Annotated in this window: 24 protein-coding genes; 8 read left to right on the top strand and 16 right to left on the bottom strand. The window is 36.8% G+C overall.

What is annotated here, in order from left to right:
• Positions 1 to 15 precede the first annotated feature (15 nt).
• Entirely contained in the window at positions 16 to 438 is a 423-nt protein-coding gene (locus ACLHG9_RS01910; protein WP_410219831.1) for a YybH family protein, read from the top strand.
• A gap of 5 nt (positions 439 to 443) precedes the next feature.
• Here ACLHG9_RS01910 and ACLHG9_RS01915 read toward each other — a convergent pair whose 3' ends face one another.
• Together ACLHG9_RS01915 and ACLHG9_RS01920 are read right to left on the bottom strand one after the other, a co-directional pair.
• Complete coding sequence (locus ACLHG9_RS01915) at positions 444 to 1229, bottom strand: DUF3050 domain-containing protein (protein WP_410219832.1); 786 nt, start codon at positions 1227 to 1229, stop codon at positions 444 to 446.
• A 16-nt stretch (positions 1230 to 1245) separates the two neighbouring features.
• Complete coding sequence (locus tag ACLHG9_RS01920) at positions 1246 to 1863, bottom strand: sugar O-acetyltransferase (protein ID WP_410219833.1); 618 nt, start codon at positions 1861 to 1863, stop codon at positions 1246 to 1248.
• A gap of 869 nt (positions 1864 to 2732) precedes the next feature.
• On the opposite strand from ACLHG9_RS01920, the gene gcvT reads away from it, so the two are divergent.
• Complete coding sequence (gcvT, locus tag ACLHG9_RS01925; protein ID WP_410219834.1) at positions 2733 to 3812, top strand: glycine cleavage system aminomethyltransferase GcvT; 1080 nt, start codon at positions 2733 to 2735, stop codon at positions 3810 to 3812.
• Positions 3813 to 3891: 79 nt separating this feature from the next.
• Entirely contained in the window at positions 3892 to 4602 is a 711-nt protein-coding gene (locus tag ACLHG9_RS01930) for a 2-phosphosulfolactate phosphatase (RefSeq protein ID WP_410219835.1), read from the top strand.
• On the opposite strand, the gene ACLHG9_RS01935 is transcribed toward ACLHG9_RS01930, so the two are convergent.
• Together ACLHG9_RS01935 and gldB are read right to left on the bottom strand one after the other, a co-directional pair.
• Positions 4599 to 5381, bottom strand: a complete 783-nt coding sequence (locus tag ACLHG9_RS01935; RefSeq protein ID WP_410219836.1) for a patatin-like phospholipase family protein — start codon at positions 5379 to 5381, stop codon at positions 4599 to 4601. The genes ACLHG9_RS01930 and ACLHG9_RS01935 overlap by 4 nt on opposite strands.
• Positions 5382 to 5409: 28 nt before the next feature.
• On the bottom strand, positions 5410 to 6444 hold the full coding sequence (gene gldB, locus ACLHG9_RS01940) for a gliding motility lipoprotein GldB (protein ID WP_410219837.1): 1035 nt from the start codon (positions 6442 to 6444) through the stop codon (positions 5410 to 5412).
• Between the two features lie 24 nt (positions 6445 to 6468).
• Here gldB and ACLHG9_RS01945 point away from each other — a divergent pair, with 24 nt between their 5' ends.
• The 3 genes from ACLHG9_RS01945 (at position 6469) to ACLHG9_RS01955 (ending at position 10673) form a co-directional block, all read left to right on the top strand.
• Positions 6469 to 7122, top strand: a complete 654-nt coding sequence (locus ACLHG9_RS01945; protein WP_410219838.1) for a porin family protein — start codon at positions 6469 to 6471, stop codon at positions 7120 to 7122.
• Positions 7123 to 7140: 18 nt separating this feature from the next.
• Positions 7141 to 8781 (top strand): NAD+ synthase, encoded by a 1641-nt coding sequence (locus tag ACLHG9_RS01950; RefSeq protein WP_410219839.1) that lies wholly within the window; start codon positions 7141 to 7143, stop codon positions 8779 to 8781.
• A 104-nt stretch (positions 8782 to 8885) separates the two neighbouring features.
• Positions 8886 to 10673, top strand: a complete 1788-nt coding sequence (locus ACLHG9_RS01955) for a response regulator (protein WP_410219840.1) — start codon at positions 8886 to 8888, stop codon at positions 10671 to 10673.
• A gap of 23 nt (positions 10674 to 10696) precedes the next feature.
• Here ACLHG9_RS01955 and ACLHG9_RS01960 read toward each other — a convergent pair whose 3' ends face one another.
• Complete coding sequence (locus tag ACLHG9_RS01960) at positions 10697 to 12793, bottom strand: ATP-binding protein (RefSeq protein WP_410219841.1); 2097 nt, start codon at positions 12791 to 12793, stop codon at positions 10697 to 10699.
• Between the two features lie 259 nt (positions 12794 to 13052).
• Positions 13053 to 13412 (bottom strand): hypothetical protein, encoded by a 360-nt coding sequence (locus ACLHG9_RS01965; protein WP_410219842.1) that lies wholly within the window; start codon positions 13410 to 13412, stop codon positions 13053 to 13055.
• Positions 13413 to 13599: 187 nt separating this feature from the next.
• Between ACLHG9_RS01965 and ACLHG9_RS01970 the strand changes: the two genes are divergently transcribed.
• On the top strand, positions 13600 to 14181 hold the full coding sequence (locus ACLHG9_RS01970) for a DUF4136 domain-containing protein (RefSeq protein WP_410219843.1): 582 nt from the start codon (positions 13600 to 13602) through the stop codon (positions 14179 to 14181).
• Here the strand turns inward: ACLHG9_RS01970 and lspA are convergent.
• The 4 genes from lspA to rsmI are packed head-to-tail and all read right to left on the bottom strand — an operon-like array spanning position 14178 to position 17740.
• On the bottom strand, positions 14178 to 14687 hold the full coding sequence (lspA, locus tag ACLHG9_RS01975) for a signal peptidase II (protein WP_410219844.1): 510 nt from the start codon (positions 14685 to 14687) through the stop codon (positions 14178 to 14180). The two genes, ACLHG9_RS01970 and lspA, sit on opposite strands and share 4 nt — an antisense overlap.
• The gene (lnt, locus tag ACLHG9_RS01980) at positions 14684 to 16321 is read right to left on the bottom strand and encodes an apolipoprotein N-acyltransferase (RefSeq protein WP_410219845.1); all 1638 of its coding nucleotides are present in this window, start codon (positions 16319 to 16321) and stop codon (positions 14684 to 14686) included. Before lnt ends, lspA begins: the two co-directional genes overlap by 4 nt.
• 56 nt (positions 16322 to 16377) lie before the next feature.
• A complete protein-coding gene (locus ACLHG9_RS01985) occupies positions 16378 to 17019 on the bottom strand; it encodes a PH domain-containing protein (RefSeq protein ID WP_410219846.1) in 642 nt (213 codons plus the stop codon).
• A gap of 1 nt (position 17020) precedes the next feature.
• Complete coding sequence (gene rsmI, locus ACLHG9_RS01990) at positions 17021 to 17740, bottom strand: 16S rRNA (cytidine(1402)-2'-O)-methyltransferase (protein ID WP_410219847.1); 720 nt, start codon at positions 17738 to 17740, stop codon at positions 17021 to 17023.
• 118 nt (positions 17741 to 17858) lie between these two features.
• Between rsmI and serS the strand changes: the two genes are divergently transcribed.
• Positions 17859 to 19130 (top strand): serine--tRNA ligase, encoded by a 1272-nt coding sequence (serS, locus tag ACLHG9_RS01995; protein ID WP_410219848.1) that lies wholly within the window; start codon positions 17859 to 17861, stop codon positions 19128 to 19130.
• Between the two features lie 66 nt (positions 19131 to 19196).
• On the opposite strand, the gene ACLHG9_RS02000 is transcribed toward serS, so the two are convergent.
• The 6 genes from ACLHG9_RS02000 to ileS form a co-directional block, all read right to left on the bottom strand.
• Positions 19197 to 19508: a hypothetical protein gene (locus ACLHG9_RS02000; RefSeq protein WP_410219849.1), complete on the bottom strand. Its 312-nt coding sequence runs from the start codon at positions 19506 to 19508 to the stop codon at positions 19197 to 19199.
• 107 nt (positions 19509 to 19615) lie between these two features.
• Entirely contained in the window at positions 19616 to 20305 is a 690-nt protein-coding gene (locus tag ACLHG9_RS02005) for an SIMPL domain-containing protein (RefSeq protein ID WP_410219850.1), read from the bottom strand.
• A 219-nt stretch (positions 20306 to 20524) separates the two neighbouring features.
• Positions 20525 to 21211, bottom strand: coding sequence for a DUF1080 domain-containing protein (locus ACLHG9_RS02010; protein WP_410219851.1), 687 nt, complete (start codon positions 21209 to 21211; stop codon positions 20525 to 20527).
• Between the two features lie 84 nt (positions 21212 to 21295).
• Positions 21296 to 21898: a lipoprotein signal peptidase gene (locus ACLHG9_RS02015; RefSeq protein WP_410219852.1), complete on the bottom strand. Its 603-nt coding sequence runs from the start codon at positions 21896 to 21898 to the stop codon at positions 21296 to 21298.
• Positions 21898 to 22281, bottom strand: a complete 384-nt coding sequence (locus tag ACLHG9_RS02020; RefSeq protein ID WP_243357563.1) for a TraR/DksA family transcriptional regulator — start codon at positions 22279 to 22281, stop codon at positions 21898 to 21900. Before ACLHG9_RS02020 ends, ACLHG9_RS02015 begins: the two co-directional genes overlap by 1 nt.
• Before the next feature lie 4 nt (positions 22282 to 22285).
• Positions 22286 to 25681: an isoleucine--tRNA ligase gene (ileS, locus tag ACLHG9_RS02025; RefSeq protein ID WP_410219979.1), complete on the bottom strand. Its 3396-nt coding sequence runs from the start codon at positions 25679 to 25681 to the stop codon at positions 22286 to 22288.
• Positions 25682 to 25858: the final 177 nt, after the last annotated feature.

Here is a 25858-nt window from a genome sequence, read left to right on the forward strand (position 1 = left end):
AATAAAGTTTTAGAGATGAATAATATCCTCATTGTTTTGCTTTTGGTTACCCTTAAAGTGAGTGCGCAAAGCCCGAAAGATAGAGAAGCCATATTAAATGTGCTGGAGCAGCAACGTCAAGCTTGGAACAAAGGCGATGTAGAAAAATACATGCAGGGCTACTGGAAAAGCGATAGCCTGCTATTTGTGGGAAAAAATGGCCCGACGTATGGCTGGCAAAAAACTTTAGATAACTATAAAAAAGGCTACCCTGATAAGGCAGCCATGGGCGTTTTAACTTTTGGTATTAAAAAAGTTGAGTTTTTGGCCAAAGATAAAGCCTTTGTATTGGGTAGCTGGCATCTGCAGCGAGAAAAAGACGAACCTAAAGGTTATTTTACGTTACTCCTTAAGAAGATAAACGGTCTTTGGAAAGTTATAGTAGATCATTCTTCCTGATGTAACTATACAGGTTCTTGTATTTTCCTGATTTCGAATAAGGCGGCATCCCAAAGATCTATTCTTTTCTGCAAAGCATTTTGAGCAGTAGTTAATGCTTCTGTCCAATAAGTTTCATTTGTTGCGCATAACTCGCTGGTCATTTCCAAGGCCAAATGGCTATGATGATCTCCGTCAACTTCTATATGACGGTCTAAATAATATTTAAAAATGGCAACTTGGTTATGGTTTTCTGCGTTTAAATCATTAACTATGCTATAGAACATGTTGGGTATAAGATCTTCGCGACCAAAGGTAAATGCCGCAGCCGTATTATGAGTCTTATTTTGATGGATAATGTCGAACGTTGCATTTACAAATTTTTGTGCAGCAACAGGTACGTGGGCAATGGTGTAAGCTTCAGCAAAAGATTTACCATTCTTTAAGGTTTCTATAAAGTTTAATATGGGTTGGGTATTGGCTCCTGCCTGTTTCATGGCTTCTATGTAAAGTTCGAAATGGCTTTTTACTTCACCTTTCTCATCTAAATCAGATTCTTCTCCTGCTACAATTTCGTTGATCAGTTGTCTGGTTTTAGCATTGCCCACCGGAAACCAAGGCAAAGAGGTGCAGGTTAAATTAATCTGTAAAGCCTTTAGTAAAGACATGAAATCCCAAACGGCAAAAACATGGTGTTCCATAAAAATCCTGAGTTCAATTAAGCTATTGATCTCTCTGTAGATTTCATGATTTACAATTTGTGATTTTAAATCAGCTGTAAGCTGATTGATTTTTTCTATCTGTATATTCATTTGTGTCAAACAATAATTAAAAACTTGGTATTGTGTGTTTTTTATAAAAAAAGTCTTTTTCCTCGTCTGTAATAGTTCTGATTATCTGGCAAGGATTACCTGCGGCAAACACATTTTCGGGAATGTCTTTTGTAACTACGCTACCTGTTCCTATTACACTGCCCGCACCTATTGTTACACCGGGATTAATGCAAACATTGCCGCAGATCCATACATTGTTGCCAATAGTAATGGGCTTTGCCCATTCTATATGCTGATTGCGCAGGTGAGGATGCATAGGATGCCCGGCGGTAAATAAACTCACATTAGGTCCAATAAACACATTATCGCCAATGTTTACAGGTGCGCAGTCTAAAATGGTAAGGTTGAAATTGGCATAAAAATTTTGGCCGATGGAAATATTATATCCATAATCGCAATTGAATGGAGCTTCTACATAGAACATGTTTTCTGTATGTGCAAATAACTGTTTAATGATAGATTTTCGCTGCTTAAAGCCTTTTGGTGGCAGGCGATTAAATTCAAAAATCAGTTCACGTGCTTTTAACCTGTCAGCAGATAATTGTTTGTCAGAAGGGCGATAAGCCATTCCCATAATCATTTTCTCTTTTTCCGTTAAAGAAGGTGTTTCCATGTAGATTTTTGAGACAATTTTAGTGAAATAAAGCTGATGTCAATCTACACGAGCTATGTTTTTACGATATTATTGCTTTAACGCGAATACTCCTTATTTTGTGGCATACGGATTTTATCTTATACCACACCGCTAAGAACAAAAATTGTAAGTGTATAACCTTGATTTTAAAAGATTTGTAGCTATTTTTTATATTTTGCTGATATGCTTGGATTTATCTCGTTATCTTTTAATAACCTTATGAGCAGGCTAATACCCATATCATAGAAAGAAGCTGATCTCTTAATTAATGTATGTGTTGTAACATTTGTTTACGTTTTGTGGCGAGGCTTCACATAAAATATCAACAGGATACTGTATATTTAAGCATAAGTTTAGATGAGGATAATAAATTGATGACTGGAAAAAAGCCCTGATAGCTGATGGCTTGATTCAGGCAACTAATCATTATAGGCTATTAAGCCCTAAATCCAATCCCTTGTTCAGTGAGTTTAAGATTACTCAAATACCAAGGTATATCCTTATAAATTCAAAAGGGCAATTTATAGATCCCGATTTTTTAAAGCCCTCTGATCCGGAATTTATTGAAACCCTTCATCAAATGAATAAAATTTACTATAAAAACTAATACCTCTTACAGTAGGGAGAGCGTATTACTCTTTGTAAATATTTTGATTCCAGGTATTATTGCTTTAACGCGAATGTTACAGTACAAAAAAAATCCTGTAAAACTACTGCATAATGCAATTAGCATAAGTCTGTACAGTTTTTCTAAATATTAAGCCTATTTAAATAACTAACATTATAAAATGGGGTAATTAATTGCCTTTTTCTTACTACTTTTGCCCACCAAGTATTTTATGATTAGTATGAAACAGACCGCATTAACAGAAAAGCATATACAGTTAGGAGCTAAGATGGTTCCGTTTGCAGGCTACAATATGCCTGTACAGTACGAAGGGATTAACGCTGAGCACGCAACAGTTAGAAATGCTGTAGGCGTTTTTGATGTGAGCCATATGGGCGAATTCATTTTAAAAGGCGAAAATGCGTTAGATTTGATACAGCGTGTTACCAGTAATGATGCTTCTAAGTTATATGATGGCAAAATTCAGTATTCATGTTTGCCCAATGAAACAGGCGGGATTGTTGACGATCTATTGGTTTACAGACTGGATGAGAAAACTTATATGCTGGTTGTAAATGCCTCGAACATTGAAAAAGATTGGAACTGGATACAAAAATTCAACACCAATCATGTTGAGATGCACAATATATCTGATCAGACCTCATTATTGGCCATACAGGGCCCTAAAGCAGCAGATGCATTACAGAGTCTTACAGATATGGATCTTGCTTCTATGGAATACTACACCTTTAAAAAAGGCACTTTTGCAGGGATAGATAATGTATTGGTATCGGCAACGGGTTATACGGGAGCAGGAGGGTTTGAGATTTATTTTGAAAATCAGTATGCAAACAAGATTTGGGATGCAATTTTTGAAGCAGGTGCAGAATATGGGATTAAGCCTATCGGTCTTGGTGCCCGTGATACACTTCGCTTAGAAATGGGTTTCTGCTTATACGGTAATGATATAGATGATACCACCTCACCTATAGAAGCGGGTTTGGGCTGGATTACTAAATTTACTAAGCCATTTACCAATTCTGAAGCATTGTTAGCTCAGAAAGAAGCAGGTGTTAACCGTAAGCTAGTTGGTTTTGAAATGATCGATAGAGGTATTCCTCGTCATGATTATGTTGTAGTAGATGCTGAAGGTAATGTAATTGGTAAAGTAACTTCGGGTACACAATCTCCATCACTGCAAAAAGCAATAGGAATGGCTTATGTGGCCAAAGAATTTGCCAAAGAAGGTACCGATATTTATATTGATATCAGAAACAACAAGGTAAAAGCCAAAGTCGTTAAATTTCCTTTTTACAAATAAGAATTCATAATAGGGCGTCTAATTTCTGTGTTTTTTGCATGAGTTTATCGAGGCGCCCTTTTAATCATAATTAGCATATATGTCTAAAATAGAAGTTTGTTTAACTCCTGCATTACTACATCTTTACAATATAGAAAACAGTATTGTTGTGGTGATTGATATCTTAAGAGCAACATCTTCTATTACTTATGGCTTTGAGAACGGCGCTACAGCTATTATCCCTGTAATGGATGTAGAAGACTGTGAAACCTACAGAGATTTAGGTTATCTGCTAGCAGCTGAGCGTAATGGTGAAGTGGTAACAGGTTTTGATTTTGGTAATTCGCCTTTCTCTTACACAAAAGAAAAAGTAGAAAATAAAACGATTGTACTGACTACAACAAATGGTACAAAAGCCATGCGTATGGCTCAGGAGCGTGCACACGAAGTAATAGTAGGTTCTTTCTTAAATATTACGGCAGTATGTAATTACTTGAAACAGCAGAATAAAGATGTTTTATTGTTGTGTGCCGGATGGAAAGATAACTTTAATCTGGAAGATACTTTGTTTGCTGGAGCAGTAATAGCACAGCTTACAGATAACCTTGCTGTGGCTGACGATGCAAGCGTAGCGGCTTTAGATATGTACCAATTAGCCAAAGATGATCTGCGTGAGTACCTGAAAAAATCTTCACATAGCCACCGTCTAATTAAATTAAATATTGAAGAGGATGTTCAGTTTTGTCTGAAACCCGATCTGTGCACAGCTATACCCGTACTGAGAAACGAAAAGCTTGTTCGTTTAATTTAATGCTTCTTCAGCTCACTTAGCAATTCCTGTAAACTTTCACTCTCTTTCATAGCCCGTAAGGTACTGTCAAAGGCAAGCCAATAAATGGTTTCAGCTTTTTTAGTATCAAAAGTACTGATGTCGCCCAAGCCTTTAGGTTCTATAAGCAAGTTGCATAGTTTGGCCTTGCGTTCCATATCGTGGTTAATAGACATAAGACCGGCTCTTTGCATCAGTTTTGAAATGCTTTGTATTTCTTCGGCCCTATTTAAATGGTTGCATGAAGAACCAATGATATAATCGCAATTGTTCAGTAAAGGTTCTATCGGAAAATTGTTCAGTACACCACCATCAACATACATTTCATCATTGATCATGATGGGTTTAAAAATGCCCGGAATACAGCTTGAGGCAAGCACAGCCGGTGTTAATGGTCCTTCGGTAAAGTAACTGATGTGACCTTCACTAAAGTTGGTTGCACAAATAGTTAGTTCTACAGGTAGGTCCTCTATATTTTGGTAAGGTATATATTGTTCAAATATGGTTTTGGTATGTTCAATGCTAATTAGCCCTAAAGAACCTAAAGCAGGCCTTACAAATTTGAGCAATCGTGTTCTAAGGAAGATATTTAGACCTTCTTCAGGATCAATACCCGCACAATAAAAGGCTCCGGCAATAGAACCTGCACTGGTTCCGCATACATGTGTAAATTTAATCCCCGCATCATCAAAGGCTTTTAAAACACCTAAATGAGCAATGCCTCTTACACCTCCGCCACTTAGCACAATTCCTATTTTCATGTTTAGTAATTTAATCAGATTATCAATATCAGCCTTTGGGTTTATATCTGGAATCGCTCAGTATTTTTTGCGCATCTTTTTCGGCCATTAACTGCTTCAATGTCACATCTGGATGCTGCTTCATATACTGTTTTACAATTTGCCATCCAATCCACACCCCCAATTTTGGTGCAGATTCACGTTTTTCTCCAATACCCGGCGTAAACGGGCCATCGCTCAGGTAAACCTGTATTTTGCTGTAATCGGTATTATATAGCAGATTGTTTTCCATAAAATATGCCCATATTTCGGGTTCAAAAGTTTTGCACCAACTTAGTTGTTGCGAAGTATATCCAATTTTAACAGTATCAGGTGTAGCTTCTGGCAGAACCTGTTCCATGAAATATAAGATCTTACCGTTATAAATCATTTTAGAAAGAAGAGATCTGTCTTGATCTTGTTCTTTGATGAGGTTTTCGCGTACATAATACTCGCTAACCCGAGGCACGATGTACTCTGGCGTAAATTTTCTGGTAAGATACTGCGGAAGACTTTCGACCAATGCGGCATAGAATTTACTGTCTTTACCTAAAAACATATCTAAGCCAATACCTAAATAATTGTCGCCTATGGGTGTTTGGTAAGCAAAGCCTGAAACAAAAGCAATAAAACGTGGAATTTCTGCTTTTGGGTAATAATATTTAATGTATTTAAAAACTTCGGTAAGCTCCCGGTCAACTTTGTTCAGATTTGGAAATACGCTGTCAACTTCCTGCGTAAGATCTGTATAAGCCTTATCTTTATATAAACCTTCAAGCACAGCCACACCTGTGTATGATGAATTGCCTACCATCTGGTGGATGAAATCATCATAAAAAGCCCCATATTTTTTTTCTAAGAAAGCATGGGTTGCTGTGATGTCTTTTCCTTTGCCAGCGTATAAGTCGTGATCAAATCTTTCTACTTTAATATCTAAATTTATGTTACTTACATCCGGCTTTTTGTTGTTCTTGCATGAAAAAAAAACGATAGCACAAAGAAAAAATAAATAACTTTGCCAGTTAATAAACTTTTTTATCATCATAAAACAAAGATAAAAACAACTCACATGAAAAAAATAGTATTTGTATTTCTACTGGCAGTTGTCTCTGTTACAACTTATGCGCAATCATTCAGACTAGGTTTAACCGCACATCCAAATTTTGGATTTTTAAAAGCAGAAAATGGTAAAGGCGATGGATTGACCGTAGGATTCTCTTATGGTTTAATGGGCGATTTTGAATTTGCAGAAAATTACTGTTTTGCTACAGGATTAACTGTAACCAGTATCAACGGTGCTGCTAAAATCTTAGATTTTCAACCCTATCATGCATTATTAAGTAGCACGGGCTCAAGAGAATATAATGTAAAATACAAAATGCAATATATAGAAGTGCCGCTTTCGCTTAAACTGAAAACAGATGAACTAAAGGGCTTAAAATGGTATGGTCAGTTTGGTTTATCTAATGATTTTGCAATAAGAGCAAAATACGATGTTTCTTCTAATAATACAGTACTGGCTGACGATGCTAAAGCCGATAAACAAACTCGTTTTTACAGGGCAGGTATGATTATTGGAGGTGGTGCAGAATATAAAATAGATGGTAAAACCAGTCTTACAGGTGGTTTAACTTATAACAACGGTTTGACCAATATTGCAAAAGGAGACAATGGCAGCGTACGCAACCACTACATAGCGCTTAATATTGGTGTATTCTTTTAATCTTTTATCATTTTACATATGAAAATAGCGTTGGCGCAGATCAATTACCACATTGGTAATTTTGAGCTGAATACGAAAAAGATAATCGATCATATCTTTCTTTCCAAAGAGAAAGGGGCTGATCTGGTGGTTTTTGCCGAGCTTGCTGTATGCGGTTATCCGCCACGCGATTTTCTGGAGTTTGAAGACTTCATAGCACTTTGTGAAAAAAGTGCTTTAGAAATTGCTGCACACTGTAAAGATATAGCTTGCATTATAGGACTACCTGTAAAGAATGAAGTCTTGGCAGGAAAAGATTTGTTTAATGCAGCTTATTTTATTGCCGATGGAACAATCAAACAAGTGGTAAAGAAAACTCTTCTGCCTACTTATGATGTATTTGATGAGTATAGGTATTTTGAGCCCAACACCCAATTTGACTGTGTGGAGTTTAAGGGGCAGAAAATAGCGTTGACCATTTGCGAGGATTTGTGGAATATTAACGATAATCCAATGTACATCTCGTGCCCGATGGACGAACTTATTTTGCAGCAGCCTGATTTGATGATCAATATTGCCGCATCTCCTTTTGATTATCATCATGATGAAGATCGCATCAGTATACTTTCTGCTAATGCGAAAAAATATAAACTGCCACTTTTTTATGTAAATCAAGTAGGTGCGCAGACAGAGCTTATCTTTGATGGCGGTTCTCTGGTTTTTGATCAGGAAGGTGAACTAAAGGCAGAAATGAAGTACTTTGAAGAAGATCTGCAGGTTTTTGAGGTAGCTGAGGTTCAAAATGTAAAAAATAAATATCCGGCTCCGGCCAGGGATCGTGATATTAAGCAAATTCATGATGCCCTGGTTTTGGGTATCAAAGATTATTTTCAAAAATCGGGCTTTAGTAAAGCGGTTTTAGGCCTATCTGGAGGCATAGATTCGGCTGTAGTTTGTGCCCTGGCCTGCGAAGCTTTAGGAGCAGAAAATGTAATGGCCGTGCTTATGCCTTCTAAATACTCTAGCGACCACTCGGTTAAAGATGCGTTAGATCTTGTAAATAATATAGGCTGTAAGCACGAGATCATTGAAATTAAAGCGGCAACCGAAGCTTTTGACCAAATGCTGGCTAAACCTTTTAAAGGCCTGACTTTTAACATTACAGAAGAAAATATCCAGGCCAGATGTAGGGGAGTAGTTGTTATGGCCATGTCTAATAAATTTGGTTATATCTTATTAAATACTTCTAATAAAAGCGAATGTGCTGTAGGCTATGGTACTTTGTATGGTGATATGTGCGGTGCCATGAGTGTATTGGGCGATGTGTATAAAACACAGGTGTTTGAACTGGCCAGATTGATCAATGAAGAAAGAGAAATTATTCCTGTAAATACCATTGTAAAACCTCCTTCGGCAGAATTAAGACCTGACCAAAAAGATTCTGATTCCCTGCCAGACTATGCCATCTTAGATCGTATCTTATTCCAGCATATTGAGAAAAAACAAGGCACTAAAGCTATTATTGCACAAGGTTTTGATGAGGCTTTGGTAAAGCGTGTTTTGAAAATGGTAAATATTGCAGAATTTAAACGTTACCAAACACCACCTATTTTAAGAGTTTCGAGCAAAGCTTTTGGCATGGGCAGACGCATGCCTATAGTAGGCAGGTATATGGATTAGTTTCAATGCAAAGCAACCAATCAGTTACACAAGGTTTTTAGCCCTTTCAAGAAGTTTATTTATGCTATTTTTGTGTTGTTAAAAATGTAGATGTAGTTCATTACATGAGCTTGAGGCGAAATTACATAGCAAGAATTGTTGCACGAGAGACCGATCCGATCAATCAGGCACGTATTCTTATGCTTTTGTATCTTATTATTGCTTATACTTTTTTTTCGCTTTGTTTGATTTTTGCCTATGCCTATAACCATCAGGATTTACAGTTAACCAGGGCAAGTATCATATTCTGTTTTGCCATTCTACTTTTGGGGGCTCTGTATTTTGCTAATGTATGGAAACTGGTAGCGCATGTTATTTTAATTCTGCTTACGGTTTTAGGTATATGGGGCAACCTCATGATATTTGTTCATGGTGTTAATGTAGCCACTTTACAATATATCTGGCTGGCATCTGCATTAGGCTTTTACATGCTTGGCTCAAGATGGGGCTGGTTTTATGCCATCGTTAACATTATACCGGTATTGATAGATGGGGCGTTTACCAACAAGAGTTATTTCTTTTTGAGCAGCATTCCCCAGGTAGTTACACGTCCGGTGCATATATTTGTAATTACCTTTGATTTTTTTCTGATTATTTTTCTGCATTACTTTTTCTTTAAATCGTTTAAGCGAAACTTCATTAAATTAAACGATACGAAAAATGAACTGAATGCGGCCAATAAAAAACTGAACAGAACTCTTACTGAAGTAGAGCAACTTTCTAATGCGAGGATGAATTTCCTTTCGACCATGTCGCATGAGCTGAGGACACCTTTAAACGGCGTAATTGGTTTAACCAATGCTTTATTGTCTCAAGACCCAAGAAAAGATCAGGAAGAAACCCTCTCTATCCTAAAATTCTCTGCAGAAAATCTTTTAACGTTGGTTAACGACATCCTTGATTTTAACAAGCTGGATTCAGAAAAGGTAGAACTGGAAAACACACCTTTTAATTTAGCTTGGTTGGTAGAGAATATTTACGCAAGTATTAAAATAAAGGCCTTAGAAAAGCAGTTAACCTTTAAGTTGGAAATAGCAGAAGATCTTAAGAATAAGCGGTTGTATGGAGATCCAACCCGTTTAACGCAGGTTCTGCTTAATCTTTTAAATAATGCCATAAAATTTACGGAAAAGGGCTTTGTAAAGCTAAGTTGTGTTAACTTAGAGCAGAGCAATAATCAGGTAAAAGTAGGTTTTATTATAGAAGATACGGGTATTGGTATAGAAGAAAGCCGCCAAAAAAGTGTTTTTGAAGCCTTCGCGCAAGCATCGGCCAGCATCAACAGAAATTACGGAGGTACAGGCTTAGGCTTATCCATTGTGAAGAAAGTGCTGGATCTTTATGATTCTTCTATTCAGCTCCAAAGCAGTTTGGGTAAAGGCACTACATTTAGTTTTGACATAACATTTCCATTTGAGACTATGGCTTTAGATGATAACAATAACAGTTTACAACAAGGTTTTTCTAAAAATGATCTTTCAGCATTGAAGATACTGGTAGTAGAAGATAATGCCATTAATATACTGGTGATGAGGAAAACCTTAAATAAACACGGTATAGAACCCGATGTAGCCGAAAATGGAAAGATTGCGTTAGATATGCTTAGTAGAAATAATTATGATGTTATTCTGATGGATTTGCATATGCCTGAAATGGGCGGTTACGAAGCCACAAAATTAATCAGAGCCCTTGGTGATCCTGTAAAAGCTAATGTGCCGATTATTGCGCTTACGGCCACAGTAAGTAATCAGGTAATAGAAGAAGTATTGAGTGTGGGTATGAACGGCTATCTCTCAAAACCTTTTCATCCGCAGGATCTGTTTGCGGCCTTACAGAAATTTATGCAGGAATAAAAGATTTTCCCTTAAGGAAAGCATTATACTAGAGGAAACTCAACATAAAAGATAGTACCGCCTTTAGGGTTATCTTCTAACCAAATTTTGCCACCGTGACTTTCAATAATCTGTTTACTGATAGACAATCCTATGCCAAAAGGCTGTTCGCCTGCTGTGCCTAAACGTTTAGCATCTGTAAACATCTCAAATATTTTTTGCTTGTTCTTTTCCGGTACCCCAATTCCCTGATCAATTACAGCTATGCGCACACTTTTATTGAGCTGTTCTAATACTACATTGATTACCGTTTGACGTGGACTGAACTTAATGGCATTTACGATCAGATTATTGAATACACGCCAGATTTTCTCTTTGCCGGCTAAAATAGAAACCGGACCAGAGCTTGTAAACATAATTTTTTGCTGTTTCTCATCGGCTTTGTATTGCAACAATTCGCAACATTGATGCAGCAGCTGGTTCAAATCCGTATCTTCTTTAATGGTAACCTCGTTTTCTATAGCCAATCCCGAATTTAAGAGCTGGTTCATCATTTCAATAGAATTTTCTCCAGAACTGGCAATCAGGCTTAACATTTCCTTGTCTTCTTCAGAAAAATGGTCTTCTTCCAATAAAAGCCGGGCAACACCTACAATACCCCCAATCGGGTTCTTCAGATCGTGCGCCATAACTTTCATCATTTTAGCATAATCCTTATTTCGCTGCTCTAGGTTTTTCATCGTTTCTTCAAGCGCTTTACTGTGCTCAGTGGCCGCATTCTGGGCTCTTTTTGCCTGCCTGGCATTGGTTAACGATAATACAATGATAGGAATGAGCATACAAACAAACATGAGTGCACCAACCAGATATAAGCTTTTACTTTCGTTGGTTTTTTCTAAATATTTCAGGTATTCCTGATTTTGCAGGAACTGAAATTTTTGAGCTACATCTACTTTATGAACCGCATTATTGATACGGTTAAGTGTATCAGAAGCCAGTTTGTAATTCTGTAGGTTTTCAATCGCTTCTTTGTATTTCTTTTGTACGAGTAAAATATCGCTTTTGGCCTGATAAAACTTTACTTTGTTGGCATAAAGATTTACAGAATCTTTATTTATAACTCTGTAAGCCAGATTAAGGATAGAATCTGCTTTGGTAATGTTGCCTGTTCGGGTATAGGTTTTGGCCAGCTTTAAAAAAGCAGTTATCTTAACAGGGCTTAGAGAATAGTTGTTAATGGCTATGCATTGTTCAAGGTACTTTAATGCAAGAGGATAATCTTCCTTTTTGAGGTATAAGCCACCTAAATTATCAAGAGCCACAATTTTAGAGTTGTTATATTGCTTTTCGCCGATAGGGCCTGCTTTTCCTTCTTTTTCTATGTAGTTAATATTTTTTAGATAGAAATAGAGCGCGCTATCTAACATGTGTGCCTGTTCATAAGAGAAACCTGCATTATTCAAACAACCTTGTATAATATAAAACCGCGTAGATGGTGTAAGATTTTTAGCGTTTAATACAGTTTCATAAGCTTCTTTCTGATACCTTGCAGATAAAGCAAATTTGCCCTGGGTATAATAGATCTGGGCCATTTTAGCAATAAAATCACTATAATTAAAGGGGTCTTTTTCCTTATCGGCAAGAGATTTGGTTTTAAAATAAAATTCAAGCGCTGCATCATATTGCTTATTCAAAATAAGGATATCACCCTTAAGCATAAGCGCTTTAATAAATTGCGCTTTGTATTTTTCCTGCATATGGGACTGCTGGAAAATACTTAACAGACTATCTGTGTATAAATTAGGATTACTCTTCTTGTCTGATAAGCTAATGTTGGTTTTATAAATATAGTACTCAGTGAGATTCTCGATGTCTGAAGGAGCAAAATGAGGTTTCAATGAATCGAGAATATGGTTTACCCGGGTTAAATTACCAGACATATAAACGCTGTCCACTTTTTTCATTACTTCAGACACTGAAGCAGGGGTAGGATCATCTTCTTTTTCGTTCTGGAAATTACAACCCGAAAAAACAATCCAAAAATTAAAAAGGAAAAATATTTTAAGTAAACTTAAAACAAAGCTTTTAGATGAAAAATGAATTAAAACACCTTCTAAATAGGTAAATCTATACTTTTTCAATAATGTAAAGGTATATTATAATATTCCCAAAAGTATCAAACTTTTATCAATTAACTTAAGCATGAAGTAAGGAAATACAGATATACAACCTTTGAGAATGTTAAAATGCCTTAAGTTCTCTGGTTGTGTAATGGCATATAATAAAGGTAGCTTAAAACCTTGCGTTCATAAAAGAATTAAAGTTTCATTTATAAAAACTCTTCCTTGTACAGACATGTTCGGGCTTTCAGCTACCTTTTATGCTTAAGCTAAATGATTTTTAACGCAAGTTATCTTTTACGTCTTTTTTAATTTCATTGTATTCTACTTTAGCTTTAGCCATTTCTAAGTTAGCTTTGTCTTTAAGTTCAGTAACCTTATCATCAGCCCTGTCCTGTATGTTCTCCATTTTATCTTTGGCCTCATTGGTAAGATGCTGGGACTTGTCTTTAATCCCATCCCAAGTATCTTCAGCTTTATCTTTAAGTTCTTCTAACTTATCTTTAGCTTGGTCGGCCAGTTCTGCGGTTTTATCTTTCACATCTTCCCATTTATCCTGAACCTGATCTTTAACCTGTTCAAATTTGTCTTTCAGATTGTCCATGAAACCTTTTTGCTGTTCCTGATTTTGATTTTCCATAGTAATTTCTCCTTAATTCTAATGTCTTGACAATGAAACAACACCAACCTGAGCAAAGTTGTTTGAGGATTTTTAGCTGTTTGCGGAATAGCTTAAAAATGAATGTTTTATGAAGATTTTTTAATCTGATAATTTTATTTAAACTTTTTGAAAGTTAATAGGTTTAATAGTTAAAATGTATAAAATCATGAAAAGGTTATTGCTATTTTTGGGTTTGGTGGTCGGATTGGCTTCCTGCTCAAGCTATGAATATTATTCGCTTTCAAATAATGCAGTAAATAATATAAAATATAAAACTTACGCCTGGATACCCGAAACACAGAGCAAGACAACATCTGTATATAATAATGATATTGCAACAGATAAAATTGTACAGGCTGCCAGTGCCGAGTTAGATAAACGAGGTTTTGTTTTGGATCACAATAAACCAGATTTGCTGGTTAAATATACAGTTACAGTAAATAAAGAAACCAAAACCATGTACGAACCGGTTTATTATAACCCGCCTGCCAGAATATTACCTCGTGTAACTTATTACCAAGGCAGACCCCGTTATTATTATACATATATAGATCCGCTTCCCGTTTATGTAGGTACTAGGGCACAAAAAATGCAGGTTAAAGAAGGCAGTATCGTAATAGATATTATAGACAGGAGTACTTCTAAGCTAATTTGGCGTGGTTGGGCAGAGGGAGAGGTAAATGATCCCCAAAAAGCCATTAATGATATTCCGGATGTGATCAGTAATATCTTTAAAAAATTAAATTAAACCTGAGCTGGGGTTGTTGTTTTAGGCCTTAATAGAGCCTCTGTAAGCAGCAACCCTATACCTGTCATAATGGAAACATCGGCCATGTTAAAGATACCTGTTCTAAACAGAACAAAATCCATATGCATAAAATCTGTAACAGAGCCATAAATAATTCTGTCGAATACGTTACCAATACCTCCACCTATTAAAAAACATAAGCCTATCTGCATTAACCTCGACAATCTCTTTTGTGTAAATAAAAAATACAGCCCATACAAAAGAACTGCAATAGGTAACACCGTAAGTAAAATGGCTCGTACAAAATCAGGCAGATTACTTCCCGCACTTAAAAAAGCACCTGTATTTTCAACTTTGGTTAAGATGAACCTGTCTTTGATCAGGATGATTTGCTGGTAAGTGTCTATGTTTTTGCGTACCACTATTTTAGATATCTGGTCACAGCCCAAATTTAAGCACAGCAAAAAAATCAGCGTAAGTAAGGTTAAAGGTTTATGTGTTTTCATGGTTTATGAGCAGATATAGGGTTTTTTATCCACCTGAAGTAAATGATAACCAATGCCAGGGCAAAAGTTAAAATAACAGAAAGCTTAGCAATAAAGTCGCCATTCTTTACATAAAAAGTAAGATTGTCGTTCAAATTAATATCCTCTTTCAATGCAGACCGGGTCCACCAAGTACTTTGTTTAAGTACATCGCCCCGTTGATTGATAAAACCTGATATTCCGGTATTAGCAGAACGCGCCACATACCTGCGTGTTTCTATGGCTCTTAATTTTGCATATTGAAAATGCTGGTCTTTACCACTGGTATTGCCCCACCAGCCATCATTGGTAATAATGGCGATAAATTGTGCGCCATTTTTTACAGCACCTCCAATCCAGTTGCCCCATAAAGTTTCATAACAGATTACTGGTGCAACACCAATGCCGCTATAGCTGTAAAACACACCCGGTTCTTCCTGCCATCCCCAGCCAGAAACACTTCCGCCTAATTTTTCAAATACCGGACCTAAAAAAGCAAATACTTTAGGAAAAGGCATTTTTTCTACACCCGGAACCAGCTTAGATTTATGGTAAAAATCTACGTTGGCAGAATTCTCCACCTGCATAGCCGCGTTATAATTGTCATAAAAACCACCATTAGGATTTACTTTGGCCGAAAGTGTTTTTTTATCATTGTAAAACTTTACACTTTCTATGCCTGTAATTACCGTGCCGTTTTTGTACTTTTTGAGGAAATCTTGGATAAATAAAAAATCACTGTTTGTACGTATGCGGTCTTCATCTGCATAATTAGGTATAGCTGTTTCTGGCCATATAAAGTATTCGGTATTTACCTGTGCAATAGAATCTGAAAGATGAGTTAAAATGCGTAACTGATCTCCGGCCGATACTGATCCGTACTTTTCATAAGGATCTATATTGGGTTGAACCACCACTACATTTACCGGTACAGATTTTTCTTTATAGCTCTTGTACATATAGAGCGATAAGCCTATGGGCACGAGTACCCATGCCAACCATGCAGCACTTAAGGAGTATTTTCTGCCATTTTTAATTTGATGGTAAGCTGCAAAAATCAAAATGTTACTCAGCAATATCCATAAAGAGCCACCATATACCCCTGTAAATTCATACCATTGTGCTAACTGGTGCATCGTAGCAAAACCATTGCCTAAGGTCATCCAAGGAAAAGCAAGATCCCAGCTCTCATGTAAAAACTCCATGCAGATATAGAAAGATACCAATCCGATGGAGGCGATAAGCCAGTTTGTATATCTATACAGCCGGTAAGCCAACCAAAAGGCAGAGGTCATTAAAAAAGCCCCTAAACCATAAGGAATAAGCGAAACCAGAAAAGAAACTATTGTTCCTGTAAAACCCTTATTTACAGCATTAATTGAATTGAAAACCCAATAAATAGAAGCGGTATTCCATACCAGAAAGGTTAAACCAGCGGTAAGAAATATTTTCTTACCTGTTTTGCTACCGCTCGTTGTAATGATTTGATGCAATGCAGTAAAAAGAGGCAATAATCCAACTAACAGTAAGGGGGCTAAATAAGGATGGGGAGGCCAGGCCAGCCACATTAAAAAAGCACTGAGCAGGGCTGGTAAATAGTTTTCTTTGAAGCTCATTAATATTATTAACCTGTTTATAGTGTATCAGTTATCAATATGAATAGAAGAATGGATTACAAACTGTCTAAAATAGCAGCTTTTTTGTTTTCATATTCTTCTAATGTAATGAGTTGCTTATCATAAAGTGTTTTTAGTTTTCTCAATTTAAGTGTGGCATCGTCTTCTGTTTCGGGTGCGGCACTGCTTGTTTCAGGAATTACAATAGCTTCTTCAACAGGAAGATCAATAATGTTTTGCGAAGCAGGCATGCTAAATGAGGTAGCAGAGGCACGATTTTCTTCTAGTTTTTGCTGACGAAGCATTTCTTTATATTGCTCTAATTGCTCATTAGCGGCTTGGTGAAGTTTGCGGGCCTGTACTTTGGGGATATATTCTGTAACAATATTCTCGCCCGATGTAGGTACACAAATAAATTTGGAGCCCAATAAGCCTTCTTTAAAAGACACTTCTTTGATGTTTTTCCATGAGATATCTTTAAAATTCATGGTTAAACCCAAATTGCCGGGTTCACAGTAAAAAATGCGTTTATTGGTAATGGCTATGCAATCTGGTAAAAGATTAACCGCAGGTTTTTTTTGTACAGCAAGGTATAAAATCTCTTCACCGCTGGTTAATAAGTCATTTAATTTGCCAATTACCTTTTCTACAGCCTTTGGATCCTGTTCGTCGGCTAAAAATCTATCTACGTTTATCATTTTATTTTTCTTTATAGAATTTCTCTTTAACTTTTGGAGTTTCGGGTGCTCCTGCAACACAAATTACGAATTCTCCCTTTAAAATATTGTTTTCAAAATGTGATTTTACATCTAAAACAGTGCCACGTACATTCTCTTCGTACAATTTACTCAACTCGCGGCTTACCGATATTTGTCTTTCGGTTCCAAAAAACGCTGCAAATTCACTGAGCGTTTTCAACAACCTATGCGGACTTTCATAAAAGATCATCGTGCGATCTTCTTCGGCTAATTTTTTTAGGCGTGTTTGTCTGCCTTTTTTTACAGGAAGAAAACCTTCGAAAACAAATTGATCGCTCGGAAGTCCTGAATTAACCAAGGCAGGAACAAATGCTGTTGCTCCGGGCAAACAACATACTTCTATACCGTGCTTTAAAGCCTCTCTTACCAAGAAAAAACCAGGGTCTGATATAGCTGGTGTTCCTGCATCAGAAATCAATGCAATTTGCTGTCCTTGTTCTAAAAACTTAATGATTTCAGTACTGGCTTTATGTTCGTTATGCTGATGATGGGCGTAAACTTTCTTATCAATACCAAAATGCTTAAGCAAAGGGGCACTGGTGCGGGTATCTTCCGCTAAAATAAGATCAACCTCTTTTAGCACATTAATGGCCCTAAAAGTCATATCCTCCAGATTACCAATGGGAGTGGGGACAAGATAAAGCTTACCAGTTGTTTTCATATTTTGGATTTTGAACTATAAAGCGACGGGCAAAGTTATCAAGTTAATATGATGAATTCTATAATCGTCAGTCGTATAATTGTAAATCAATTTTATCTTTGTAAAAAAATAATAAATAATGTTGCAAGTTAACTATATCCGCGAAAACAGAGAGAAAGTTTTAGAACGATTAAGTGTTCGTAATTTTAAACAACTTGAATTGGTAGATCAGATTATTTCAGTAGATGAAGAACGTCGCCAAACTCAGAATTTGTTGGATAACCTGTCCGCCGAGGCCAATGCAGCTGCTAAACAGATAGGAGAGTTAATGCGAAACGGCAAAAAAGAAGAAGCTGAAGCCATAAAGCAACAAACCAGTGCCAACAAAGACAAGATCAGAGATCTTACAGAAAAGCTAAATACATTAGAAGAACAGCAACATAACTTAACTGTACAATTGCCAAACTTGCCTTACCATTTGGTTAAGGCTGGCACATCTGCTGATGATAATGAAGTGGTATTAACACATGGAACTGCTTCAGAGCTTCCTGCAAATGCTTTACCACATTGGGAGCTTGCAGCAAAATATGATATCATTGATTTTGAATTAGGAACTAAAATTACCGGAGCAGGTTTCCCGGTTTACAAAGGAAAGGGCGCACGCTTACAAAGAGCTCTGATTAATTTCTTTTTAGATAAAGCTATTGCTGCCGGATACAGGGAAATGCAGGTGCCTCATTTGGTAAATGCGGCTTCTGGCTTTGGTACAGGGCAGTTGCCAGATAAAGAGGGGCAAATGTACCATGTAGGCGTTGATGATTTATACCTGATCCCTACTGCAGAAGTTCCGGTAACCAATTTATATCGGGATGTAATTTTAAAAGAAGAAGATCTTCCGATTAAAAATACAGGTTATACGCCATGTTTCAGACGTGAAGCAGGTTCTTATGGATCGCATGTACGTGGCTTAAACCGTTTACACCAGTTTGATAAAGTTGAACTTGTGCAAATTACACATCCTGAGAAATCTTATGATACTTTGGAAGACATGAGTAATTATGTACAATCTCTATTACAGGAACTGGGTTTGCATTATCGCGTTTTACGTTTATGTGGCGGTGATATGGGCTTTACATCGGCGATGACTTATGACATGGAGGTATGGAGTGCTGCACAGCAACGTTGGTTAGAGGTATCTTCGGTTTCAAACTTTGAAACATATCAGAGCAACCGTTTAAAACTACGCTTCAAAGGTAAAGAAGGTAAAACGCAATTGGCACATACCTTAAACGGAAGTGCTTTAGCCCTTCCACGTATCGTAGCCTCAATTTTGGAAAATTACCAAACCGAGGATGGTATCAAAATACCTGAGACATTGGTAAAATATACAGGATTTGATAGGATTGATTAATTTTTGATCAATCACTTTCTCTAAATAAAAAAGCCGGAAGATCCGGCTTTTTTATTTTATGCCGTCTTATAAAATAAGAATCAACAATAATATAATGATGATAATGGCACCAACTGAAAGATAAACACCTCCACTCATTGCGGCAGCTTTCTTTTTCATTTCTTTTAACTCTTTGCGCAATGCTTTTCTTTCATCTTTACTTAAATTGGATTTATCCATTGCTTTAATTTCAGCTACTCTGGATGTGATTCTTTCCAACTCAGCTTTTTGCTCGGTAGTGAGCTCTGTATTTACTTTAGGTTTATCGCTGGCAAAAACTGTATTTACCGTTAATGACAAGCTCATCATTAAGATCAAAGAACAAATTAACTTTTTCATATTTACTTCCTGATTTTAGTTAACTATTTAATGGATTAAGAATAAAACAAAAAAGCTGCATATATGTTCTATGCAGCTTTTCATTTATTTTTAAAACGGTTGAAATTTTAGATCACCTCAAAGATTACGTTTACGCTAAAACTCAATTTTATCTTTTTAAAATCGATTTCAGGATCCGCAGCGCCCATATCCATTGCAGCCGATTTTAATGCGTAGTTTCTGTACACCGGTTGAGAATAATTATCTCCACCATCTTGAATTTCAAGAGCTTTTCCTAGTTTATCGCCTAAAGCTTCTACCATGTAGGCTGCTTTTTCTTTAGCGGCTAATAAAGCTTTAATTTTTAATTCTTTTTTTAAACTTTCTATTTTACTGTAATCATAGCTGTCTATATTGGTGCTGGCAATTCCTTTGGCATCAATAGCGTCAATAATCTGATTAAATTTATTCAGGTCAGCAACTTTTAATCTGTATTGTTTACTGGCCATAAAATCAGGATTTTTCTTTTTCTCTGTAGCATAATTCCAGCTGCTCAGGTTACTGATGGTTAAATTTTCTTTGTTGATGCCTGCTTTTTCAACAGCATTGTACAATTGTTTTTCAAGATCGCTGATCTCTACTTTTTTGCGATTGTCTTTTAAATACTCTTTAAGTGATATGCTGATGTAAATGATATCAGGCGTAACTTCTGTTTCGGCTGTACCGCTAACATTTATTTTTCTTCTCAGATCTGTCTGTTGAGCCATAGCACCTATACTTAATAATGATACTAAAGCCAGTGTGAATAATTTTTTCATATACTTATTTTTTTGTGTGTTTGTAATTTAGATGAAAGTTCTAAGCCAATTCCATACCAGTAAAAAAACGAATGGAAAGAAAAAAAGATAAACACCAAGAAATCAGGGTTATATATTTTGAAATATTTAGTCATTATGCCAAATTTGTTTCAGCATCTGTATGAAGGATGTGCAGGATCTTACATTCTTATAGTATAAAAGAGAACAAGGTTACGTTACTTATTTGCTAAATTTTGAGATGTGCTTGAGCTTAAGCTCCTTAAACTCTACTTCAGCTCCTTCAGCTTGTACGGCAATTTTTCCCTCACTTGCTGTACAATCGTAACCTTCGTTTACTAAGTCGCCATTAACCCACACTTTAATCTTATTATCCAGACATTCTATAATCATTTTGTTCCATTGACCTAATGGCTTTTCTGAGCTGTCTGTAAGGTTTTTAATCCTCCGTAATTTACCCGCTGTAGTACCCCATTTACTTTTATCTCCACGTCTTTCTTCCATATCAGGTACTGAAATATCTTCACCTATACACCAAAAATCGCCTGCATCAAGGTGTTGCATTTGTACTTCTATTGATTTTGGGAACATGTTATAAAGTACACGTGGCTGAGATACATGAACAAGAATACCACAATTGCCGGGTTTGCCCGGAAAACGGTAAGTTGCTTCTATGCGGTAGTTTGAAAAGCTATCGTTAGTAATTAAATGGCCTCTTGGATCGCCCATACTTACCAGTTTTTGATCTCTTACGATGAAAGAAGGGGCTACCTGCGGATCTTTGTCCTTATCAGGCACATCAGCATACCAGCCGTTGAGATTTTTGCCGTTAAACAATTTAATGGTTTGTGCATGCCCGTAATTAATAGTAACAAGTGCGAGAACAAATAATAGAAAACGTGCTTTCATATTTAAAGTTTTAATACAATATTAAACAAAAAAGCACTGCAATTTTGCAGTGCTTATAAAATTTAAATAGGATAGTAATTTAAACTATTCTTCTACGGTTTCGTTATTGATGCCCACTTCGTCTTTAAATTCTTCTTTAAAATAGGTCTTCTGGAAAATTAGAATACAAATTACGCCTATAGAAATTGCTGCATCGGCAAGGTTAAATACAGGTCTGAAAAACTCATATTCTTGTCCGCCCCAAATTGGAAACCAGTTTGGGAAATGACCTTTTAAAATAGGGAAATACAGCATATCTACCACACGGCCGTGAAAAAGTGTTTCATATTTATAGATTACCCCATAAAATACCGAATCTATAATGTTACCTAATGCTCCGGCAAAAATCAGGGCTACATTAAGTATTAAACCTCTGTGATATTTATGTTTAATAAGGTAATGTAAACCGTATCCAATTCCGGCAACAGCCACAATCCTGAAAAGTGAAAGAGCAAGCTTGCCAAATTCGCCCCCAAATTCAAGCCCAAAGGCCATGCCGTTGTTTTCGGTAAAATGGATAATGAACCAGTTGCCAAGAACTTTAAATTCCTGGCCAAGGTACATGTTGGTTTTTACCCAAGTTTTACTTAGCTGATCTACTAGTAAAACCAGAAATATTAATACTAATGGTTTTGTATAACCTTTCATTAGCCTTGTTTAAGTTTTGCTTCCATACTTAATGTAGCATGAGGTACAGCTCTTAAACGCTCTTTAGGTATAAGTTTACCGGTTTCTCTGCAAACGCCATAAGTTTTATTTTCAATACGTACCAGGGCAGCTTCAAGATTATCTATAAATTTCTTTTGACGTGCTGCCAATTGGTTAGTTTGTTCTTTTTCGAGCGTAGCAGAACCATCTTCTAAGGTTTTATAAGCGCCAGAAGTATCTTCTGTTCCATTAGAATTTGGATTACTTAAAGTAGAGGTTAACGACAATAATTCTTCTCTGGAAGTTCTTAGTTTTTCTAAAATTATCTCTTTGAATTCTTGTAGCTCACTGTCAGAATAACGTGTCTTTTCAGTTTTTTCCATAATGTTATTTTTTTGCAATCACAATTTCGAGTTCAATATCTTCTATTACAATTTTGGTACCATCTAAAGGCGCTGATGTTAAAACAACATCATCTGCTAAGATTTCGTTGCAAATGTATGTTTTGTTCTTAAGTACCGCAGGCGATACAATGTTATCTTCTTGTAAACTTACGGTTATCCTGTCGGTAACTTCAAAAGCCATTTCTTTACGAAGATTTTGCACACGGTTAATTAACTCACGCGATAAACCTTCATCTTTAAGTTCAGGCGTTATGTTTACGTCTAAGGCAACAGTTAAGCTACCCATATTGGTTACCTGCCACCCAGGAATGTCTTCGGCAATAATCTCAACATCACTTAAAAGAATAGTGTACGCTGTGTTTTTTATGGTAAACGTACCTTCTTTTTCAAATGATGCAAGTTCTTCCTGACTGATATTTTGGATGGCTTCGGTTACAAGCTTCATATCCTTACCCACTTTAGCCCCTAAAGATTTAAAGTTTGGTTTTACCTTTTTCTTAATGAAACCGGCAGTGTCGGTAATATATGAAATTTCTTTGATATTGGTTTCTGATAAGATCAAATCTTTAACTAATTCAATTTTGCTTTCAAAACTGTTATCCAAAATAGGAATAAGTACCTTAGCCAAAGGCTGGCGTACATTGATGCCCATTTTTTTGCGTAATGATAAGATCATTGAAGAAATATTCTGAGCCAGTTCCATGCGTTCGTTTAAGGCAAGGTCTATAATGCTCATATCGGCTTCAGGGAGCAGGGTTAAATGCACCGATTCTGCCTTTTGCTCCTCAGAAAGACTTTCAGTCATATTTTTATATAACCAGTCTGAGAAAAATGGGGCAACCGGCGACATCAACTGCGCTATGCTGGTTAAACAGGTATGTAAGGTTTCGTATGCAGCTTTTTTATCGGCGGTCATTTCTCCTTTCCAGAAACGGCGACGAGATAAACGGATGTACCAGTTACTTAAATGCTCATCAACAAAGTTCTGTATAGCACGGGCCGCTTTGGTTGGCTCGTAAGTATTATAACTTTCATCTACCTCAGCAATCAGGGTTTGTAAAAGCGATAATATCCAACGATCTAACTCACTGCGTTCTGCAACAGGGGTCTGGTTGTTGATATCGATTACAAACTTGTCTATATTGGCGTAAAGCGCAAAGAACGAGTAGGTATTATAAAGCGTGCCGAAGAATTTTCGCCGTACTTCATCTAATCCCTCCAGGTTAAATTTAAGATTGTCCCAAGGAGATGCGTTACTGATCATATACCAGCGTGTAGCATCTGCACTGTAAGTATCAATGGTACTAAACGGATCAACAGCGTTGCCCAAACGTTTAGACATTTTGTTGCCATTTTTATCTAATACCAAACCATTTGATACCACATTTTTAAATGCAATACCAGGGTTGTTTACACGCTCGTTTATGGCTTTGATTTCGGCGCTGCTTTCACTTAACATGACTGCTATCGCGTGTAAGGTAAAAAACCATCCTCGGGTCTGGTCAACGCCTTCTGCAATGAAATCGGCAGGATAGGCGTTCTCAAATTCTTCTTTGTTCTCAAATGGGAAATGCCATTGCGCATAAGGCATAGCGCCACTATCAAACCATACGTCGATAAGGTCTGTTTCGCGAAGCATTTTCTTGCCGCTTTGAGAAACGAGAATTACATCGTCAACATACGGACGGTGCATATCTTTCAATTCAAAGCCAGCTTCCATGTAACCAGCTTCAACAGCTTTTTGTATTTCGGCGTTCAGTTCTGCAATAGAACCGATACATTTTTCTTCAGTTCCATCTTCAGTTCTCCATATGGGAAGCGGTGTACCCCAATAGCGTGAACGTGATAGATTCCAGTCAACAAGATTTTCTAACCAGTTACCAAAACGACCTGTTCCGGTAGCTTCTGGTTTCCAGTTGATGGTTTTGTTTAAGGTTGCCATTTTATCTTTTAAGGCAGTGGTTTTAATAAACCAGCTGTCTAAAGGATAATATAGAACAGGCTTATCTGTACGCCAGCAATGTGGATAACTGTGTACATATTTTTCAACCTTAAAAGCTTTATTCTCTTCTTTTAACCGGATGGCTATTTCTACATCAACAGATTTTTCAGGGGCCTGTCCGTCTGTATAATATTCGTTTTTAACGTATTTACCTCCCAAACCACCGCCTAAACTATCAATAAATTTACCTTGCAGGTTTACCAAAGGTACAGGATTGTCTTTTTCATCTAAAACCAACATTGGAGGTACTTCTGGCGTTGCCAGTTTGGCAACACGGGCATCGTCTGCACCAAAAGTAGGGGCAGTATGTACAATACCTGTACCGTCTTCTGTTGTTACGAAATCACCCGAAATTACACGGAATGCATTTTCAGGATTTTGGTATGGTAGGGCCAGTGGCAATAATTGTTCGTATTTAATGCCTACAAGATCTGCTCCTGCAAATTCTTTTACAATAAAATAAGGTATTTTCTTGTCTTCTGCTTTGTAATTTTCTAAATCTGCTGGGCTTTCTGCTAAAAAGTATTTACCGCTAAACTGTTTGCTTACTAAAGCTTTGGCCAGGATAACCTGTACAGGCTCAAAAGTATATTGGTTAAAGGTTTTAACCAGTACATAATCTATTTTAGGGCCAACGGTTAAAGCGGTATTGCTCGGCAGGGTCCATGGAGTGGTTGTCCAAGCTAAGAAATGTAGGGTTCCTAATCCTTGTAGAAAATCGGGTAAAGTGCTATCAACTGCTTTAAATTGTGCTACAACAGTTGTATCGCTTACATCACGATAAGTTCCCGGTTGATTTAATTCGTGAGAACTTAAACCCGTACCAGCAGCAGGAGAGTAGGGCTGTATGGTATAACCTTTATATAGTAAACCTTTGTTATAAAGCTGTTGTAAGATCCACCATAAGGTTTCAATGTATTCGTTATGATAAGTTACATAAGGGTTTTCAAGATCAACCCAATAACCCATTTTCTCGGTCAGGTCATTCCAAACATCGGTATAACGCATCACCTCTTCTTTACAAGCGGCATTATAAGCGTCAACAGAGATTTTTTTACCGATGTCCTCTTTAGTGATGCCTAATTTTTTTTCAACAGCAAGCTCTATTGGTAAACCATGGGTATCCCATCCACCTTTACGTTTTACCTGATAGCCTTTAAGGGTTTTGTAACGGCAGAAAATATCTTTAATAGCACGGGCCATTACGTGGTGAATACCAGGCATTCCGTTTGCCGATGGTGGACCTTCGTAAAAAGTAAAAGGTTTAGACTTAGGACGTGAGCTAATACTTTTTTCAAATATGTTTTGAGCTTTCCAGAAATCTAATATCTCTTTGCCTATTTTGGCCAGTTCTAATTGTTTATATTCCCTGTACATCAATAAAGTATCGTAAAAAATTAAAGGTTGCAAAGTTAAGCTTTTATACTTAATAATAGTAGCTTTGAACTTATTTTGTTATGGATAAATTATTTAAAATAGGTGCAGGCAATGGTACTAACGGTACTTTTATTCCCTGTTAAGCTTTTTGTAGGACCTGCTTTTGGTAATTTTATT

Source organism: Pedobacter sp. (assembly GCF_046462515.1).
Taxonomy (GTDB): Bacteria; Bacteroidota; Bacteroidia; order Sphingobacteriales; family Sphingobacteriaceae; genus Pedobacter.

Excerpts from the sequence above, each read along its gene's own strand:
- ACLHG9_RS01935 (WP_410219836.1), bottom strand. The coding sequence starts at position 5,381 with ATGAAAATAGGAATTGTGCTAAGTGGCGGAGGTGTAAGAGGCATTGCT.
- ACLHG9_RS01915 (WP_410219832.1), bottom strand. The coding sequence starts at position 1,229 with ATGAATATACAGATAGAAAAAATCAATCAGCTTACAGCTGATTTAAAA.
- ACLHG9_RS01970 (WP_410219843.1), top strand. The coding sequence starts at position 13,600 with ATGAAAAGGTTATTGCTATTTTTGGGTTTGGTGGTCGGATTGGCTTCC.
- rsmI (WP_410219847.1), bottom strand. The coding sequence starts at position 17,740 with ATGAAAACAACTGGTAAGCTTTATCTTGTCCCCACTCCCATTGGTAAT.
- ACLHG9_RS01955 (WP_410219840.1), top strand. The coding sequence starts at position 8,886 with ATGAGCTTGAGGCGAAATTACATAGCAAGAATTGTTGCACGAGAGACC.
- lspA (WP_410219844.1), bottom strand. The coding sequence starts at position 14,687 with ATGAAAACACATAAACCTTTAACCTTACTTACGCTGATTTTTTTGCTG.
- ACLHG9_RS01945 (WP_410219838.1), top strand. The coding sequence starts at position 6,469 with ATGAAAAAAATAGTATTTGTATTTCTACTGGCAGTTGTCTCTGTTACA.
- ACLHG9_RS01985 (WP_410219846.1), bottom strand. The coding sequence starts at position 17,019 with ATGATAAACGTAGATAGATTTTTAGCCGACGAACAGGATCCAAAGGCT.
- ACLHG9_RS01920 (WP_410219833.1), bottom strand. The coding sequence starts at position 1,863 with ATGGAAACACCTTCTTTAACGGAAAAAGAGAAAATGATTATGGGAATG.
- ACLHG9_RS01965 (WP_410219842.1), bottom strand. The coding sequence starts at position 13,412 with ATGGAAAATCAAAATCAGGAACAGCAAAAAGGTTTCATGGACAATCTG.
- gldB (WP_410219837.1), bottom strand. The coding sequence starts at position 6,444 with ATGATGATAAAAAAGTTTATTAACTGGCAAAGTTATTTATTTTTTCTT.
- ACLHG9_RS02000 (WP_410219849.1), bottom strand. The coding sequence starts at position 19,508 with ATGAAAAAGTTAATTTGTTCTTTGATCTTAATGATGAGCTTGTCATTA.
- ileS (WP_410219979.1), bottom strand. The coding sequence starts at position 25,681 with ATGTACAGGGAATATAAACAATTAGAACTGGCCAAAATAGGCAAAGAG.
- ACLHG9_RS01930 (WP_410219835.1), top strand. The coding sequence starts at position 3,892 with ATGTCTAAAATAGAAGTTTGTTTAACTCCTGCATTACTACATCTTTAC.
- ACLHG9_RS02020 (WP_243357563.1), bottom strand. The coding sequence starts at position 22,281 with ATGGAAAAAACTGAAAAGACACGTTATTCTGACAGTGAGCTACAAGAA.
- ACLHG9_RS01950 (WP_410219839.1), top strand. The coding sequence starts at position 7,141 with ATGAAAATAGCGTTGGCGCAGATCAATTACCACATTGGTAATTTTGAG.
- ACLHG9_RS01910 (WP_410219831.1), top strand. The coding sequence starts at position 16 with ATGAATAATATCCTCATTGTTTTGCTTTTGGTTACCCTTAAAGTGAGT.
- lnt (WP_410219845.1), bottom strand. The coding sequence starts at position 16,321 with ATGAGCTTCAAAGAAAACTATTTACCAGCCCTGCTCAGTGCTTTTTTA.
- ACLHG9_RS02015 (WP_410219852.1), bottom strand. The coding sequence starts at position 21,898 with ATGAAAGGTTATACAAAACCATTAGTATTAATATTTCTGGTTTTACTA.
- ACLHG9_RS02010 (WP_410219851.1), bottom strand. The coding sequence starts at position 21,211 with ATGAAAGCACGTTTTCTATTATTTGTTCTCGCACTTGTTACTATTAAT.
- gcvT (WP_410219834.1), top strand. The coding sequence starts at position 2,733 with ATGAAACAGACCGCATTAACAGAAAAGCATATACAGTTAGGAGCTAAG.
- ACLHG9_RS02005 (WP_410219850.1), bottom strand. The coding sequence starts at position 20,305 with ATGAAAAAATTATTCACACTGGCTTTAGTATCATTATTAAGTATAGGT.
- serS (WP_410219848.1), top strand. The coding sequence starts at position 17,859 with ATGTTGCAAGTTAACTATATCCGCGAAAACAGAGAGAAAGTTTTAGAA.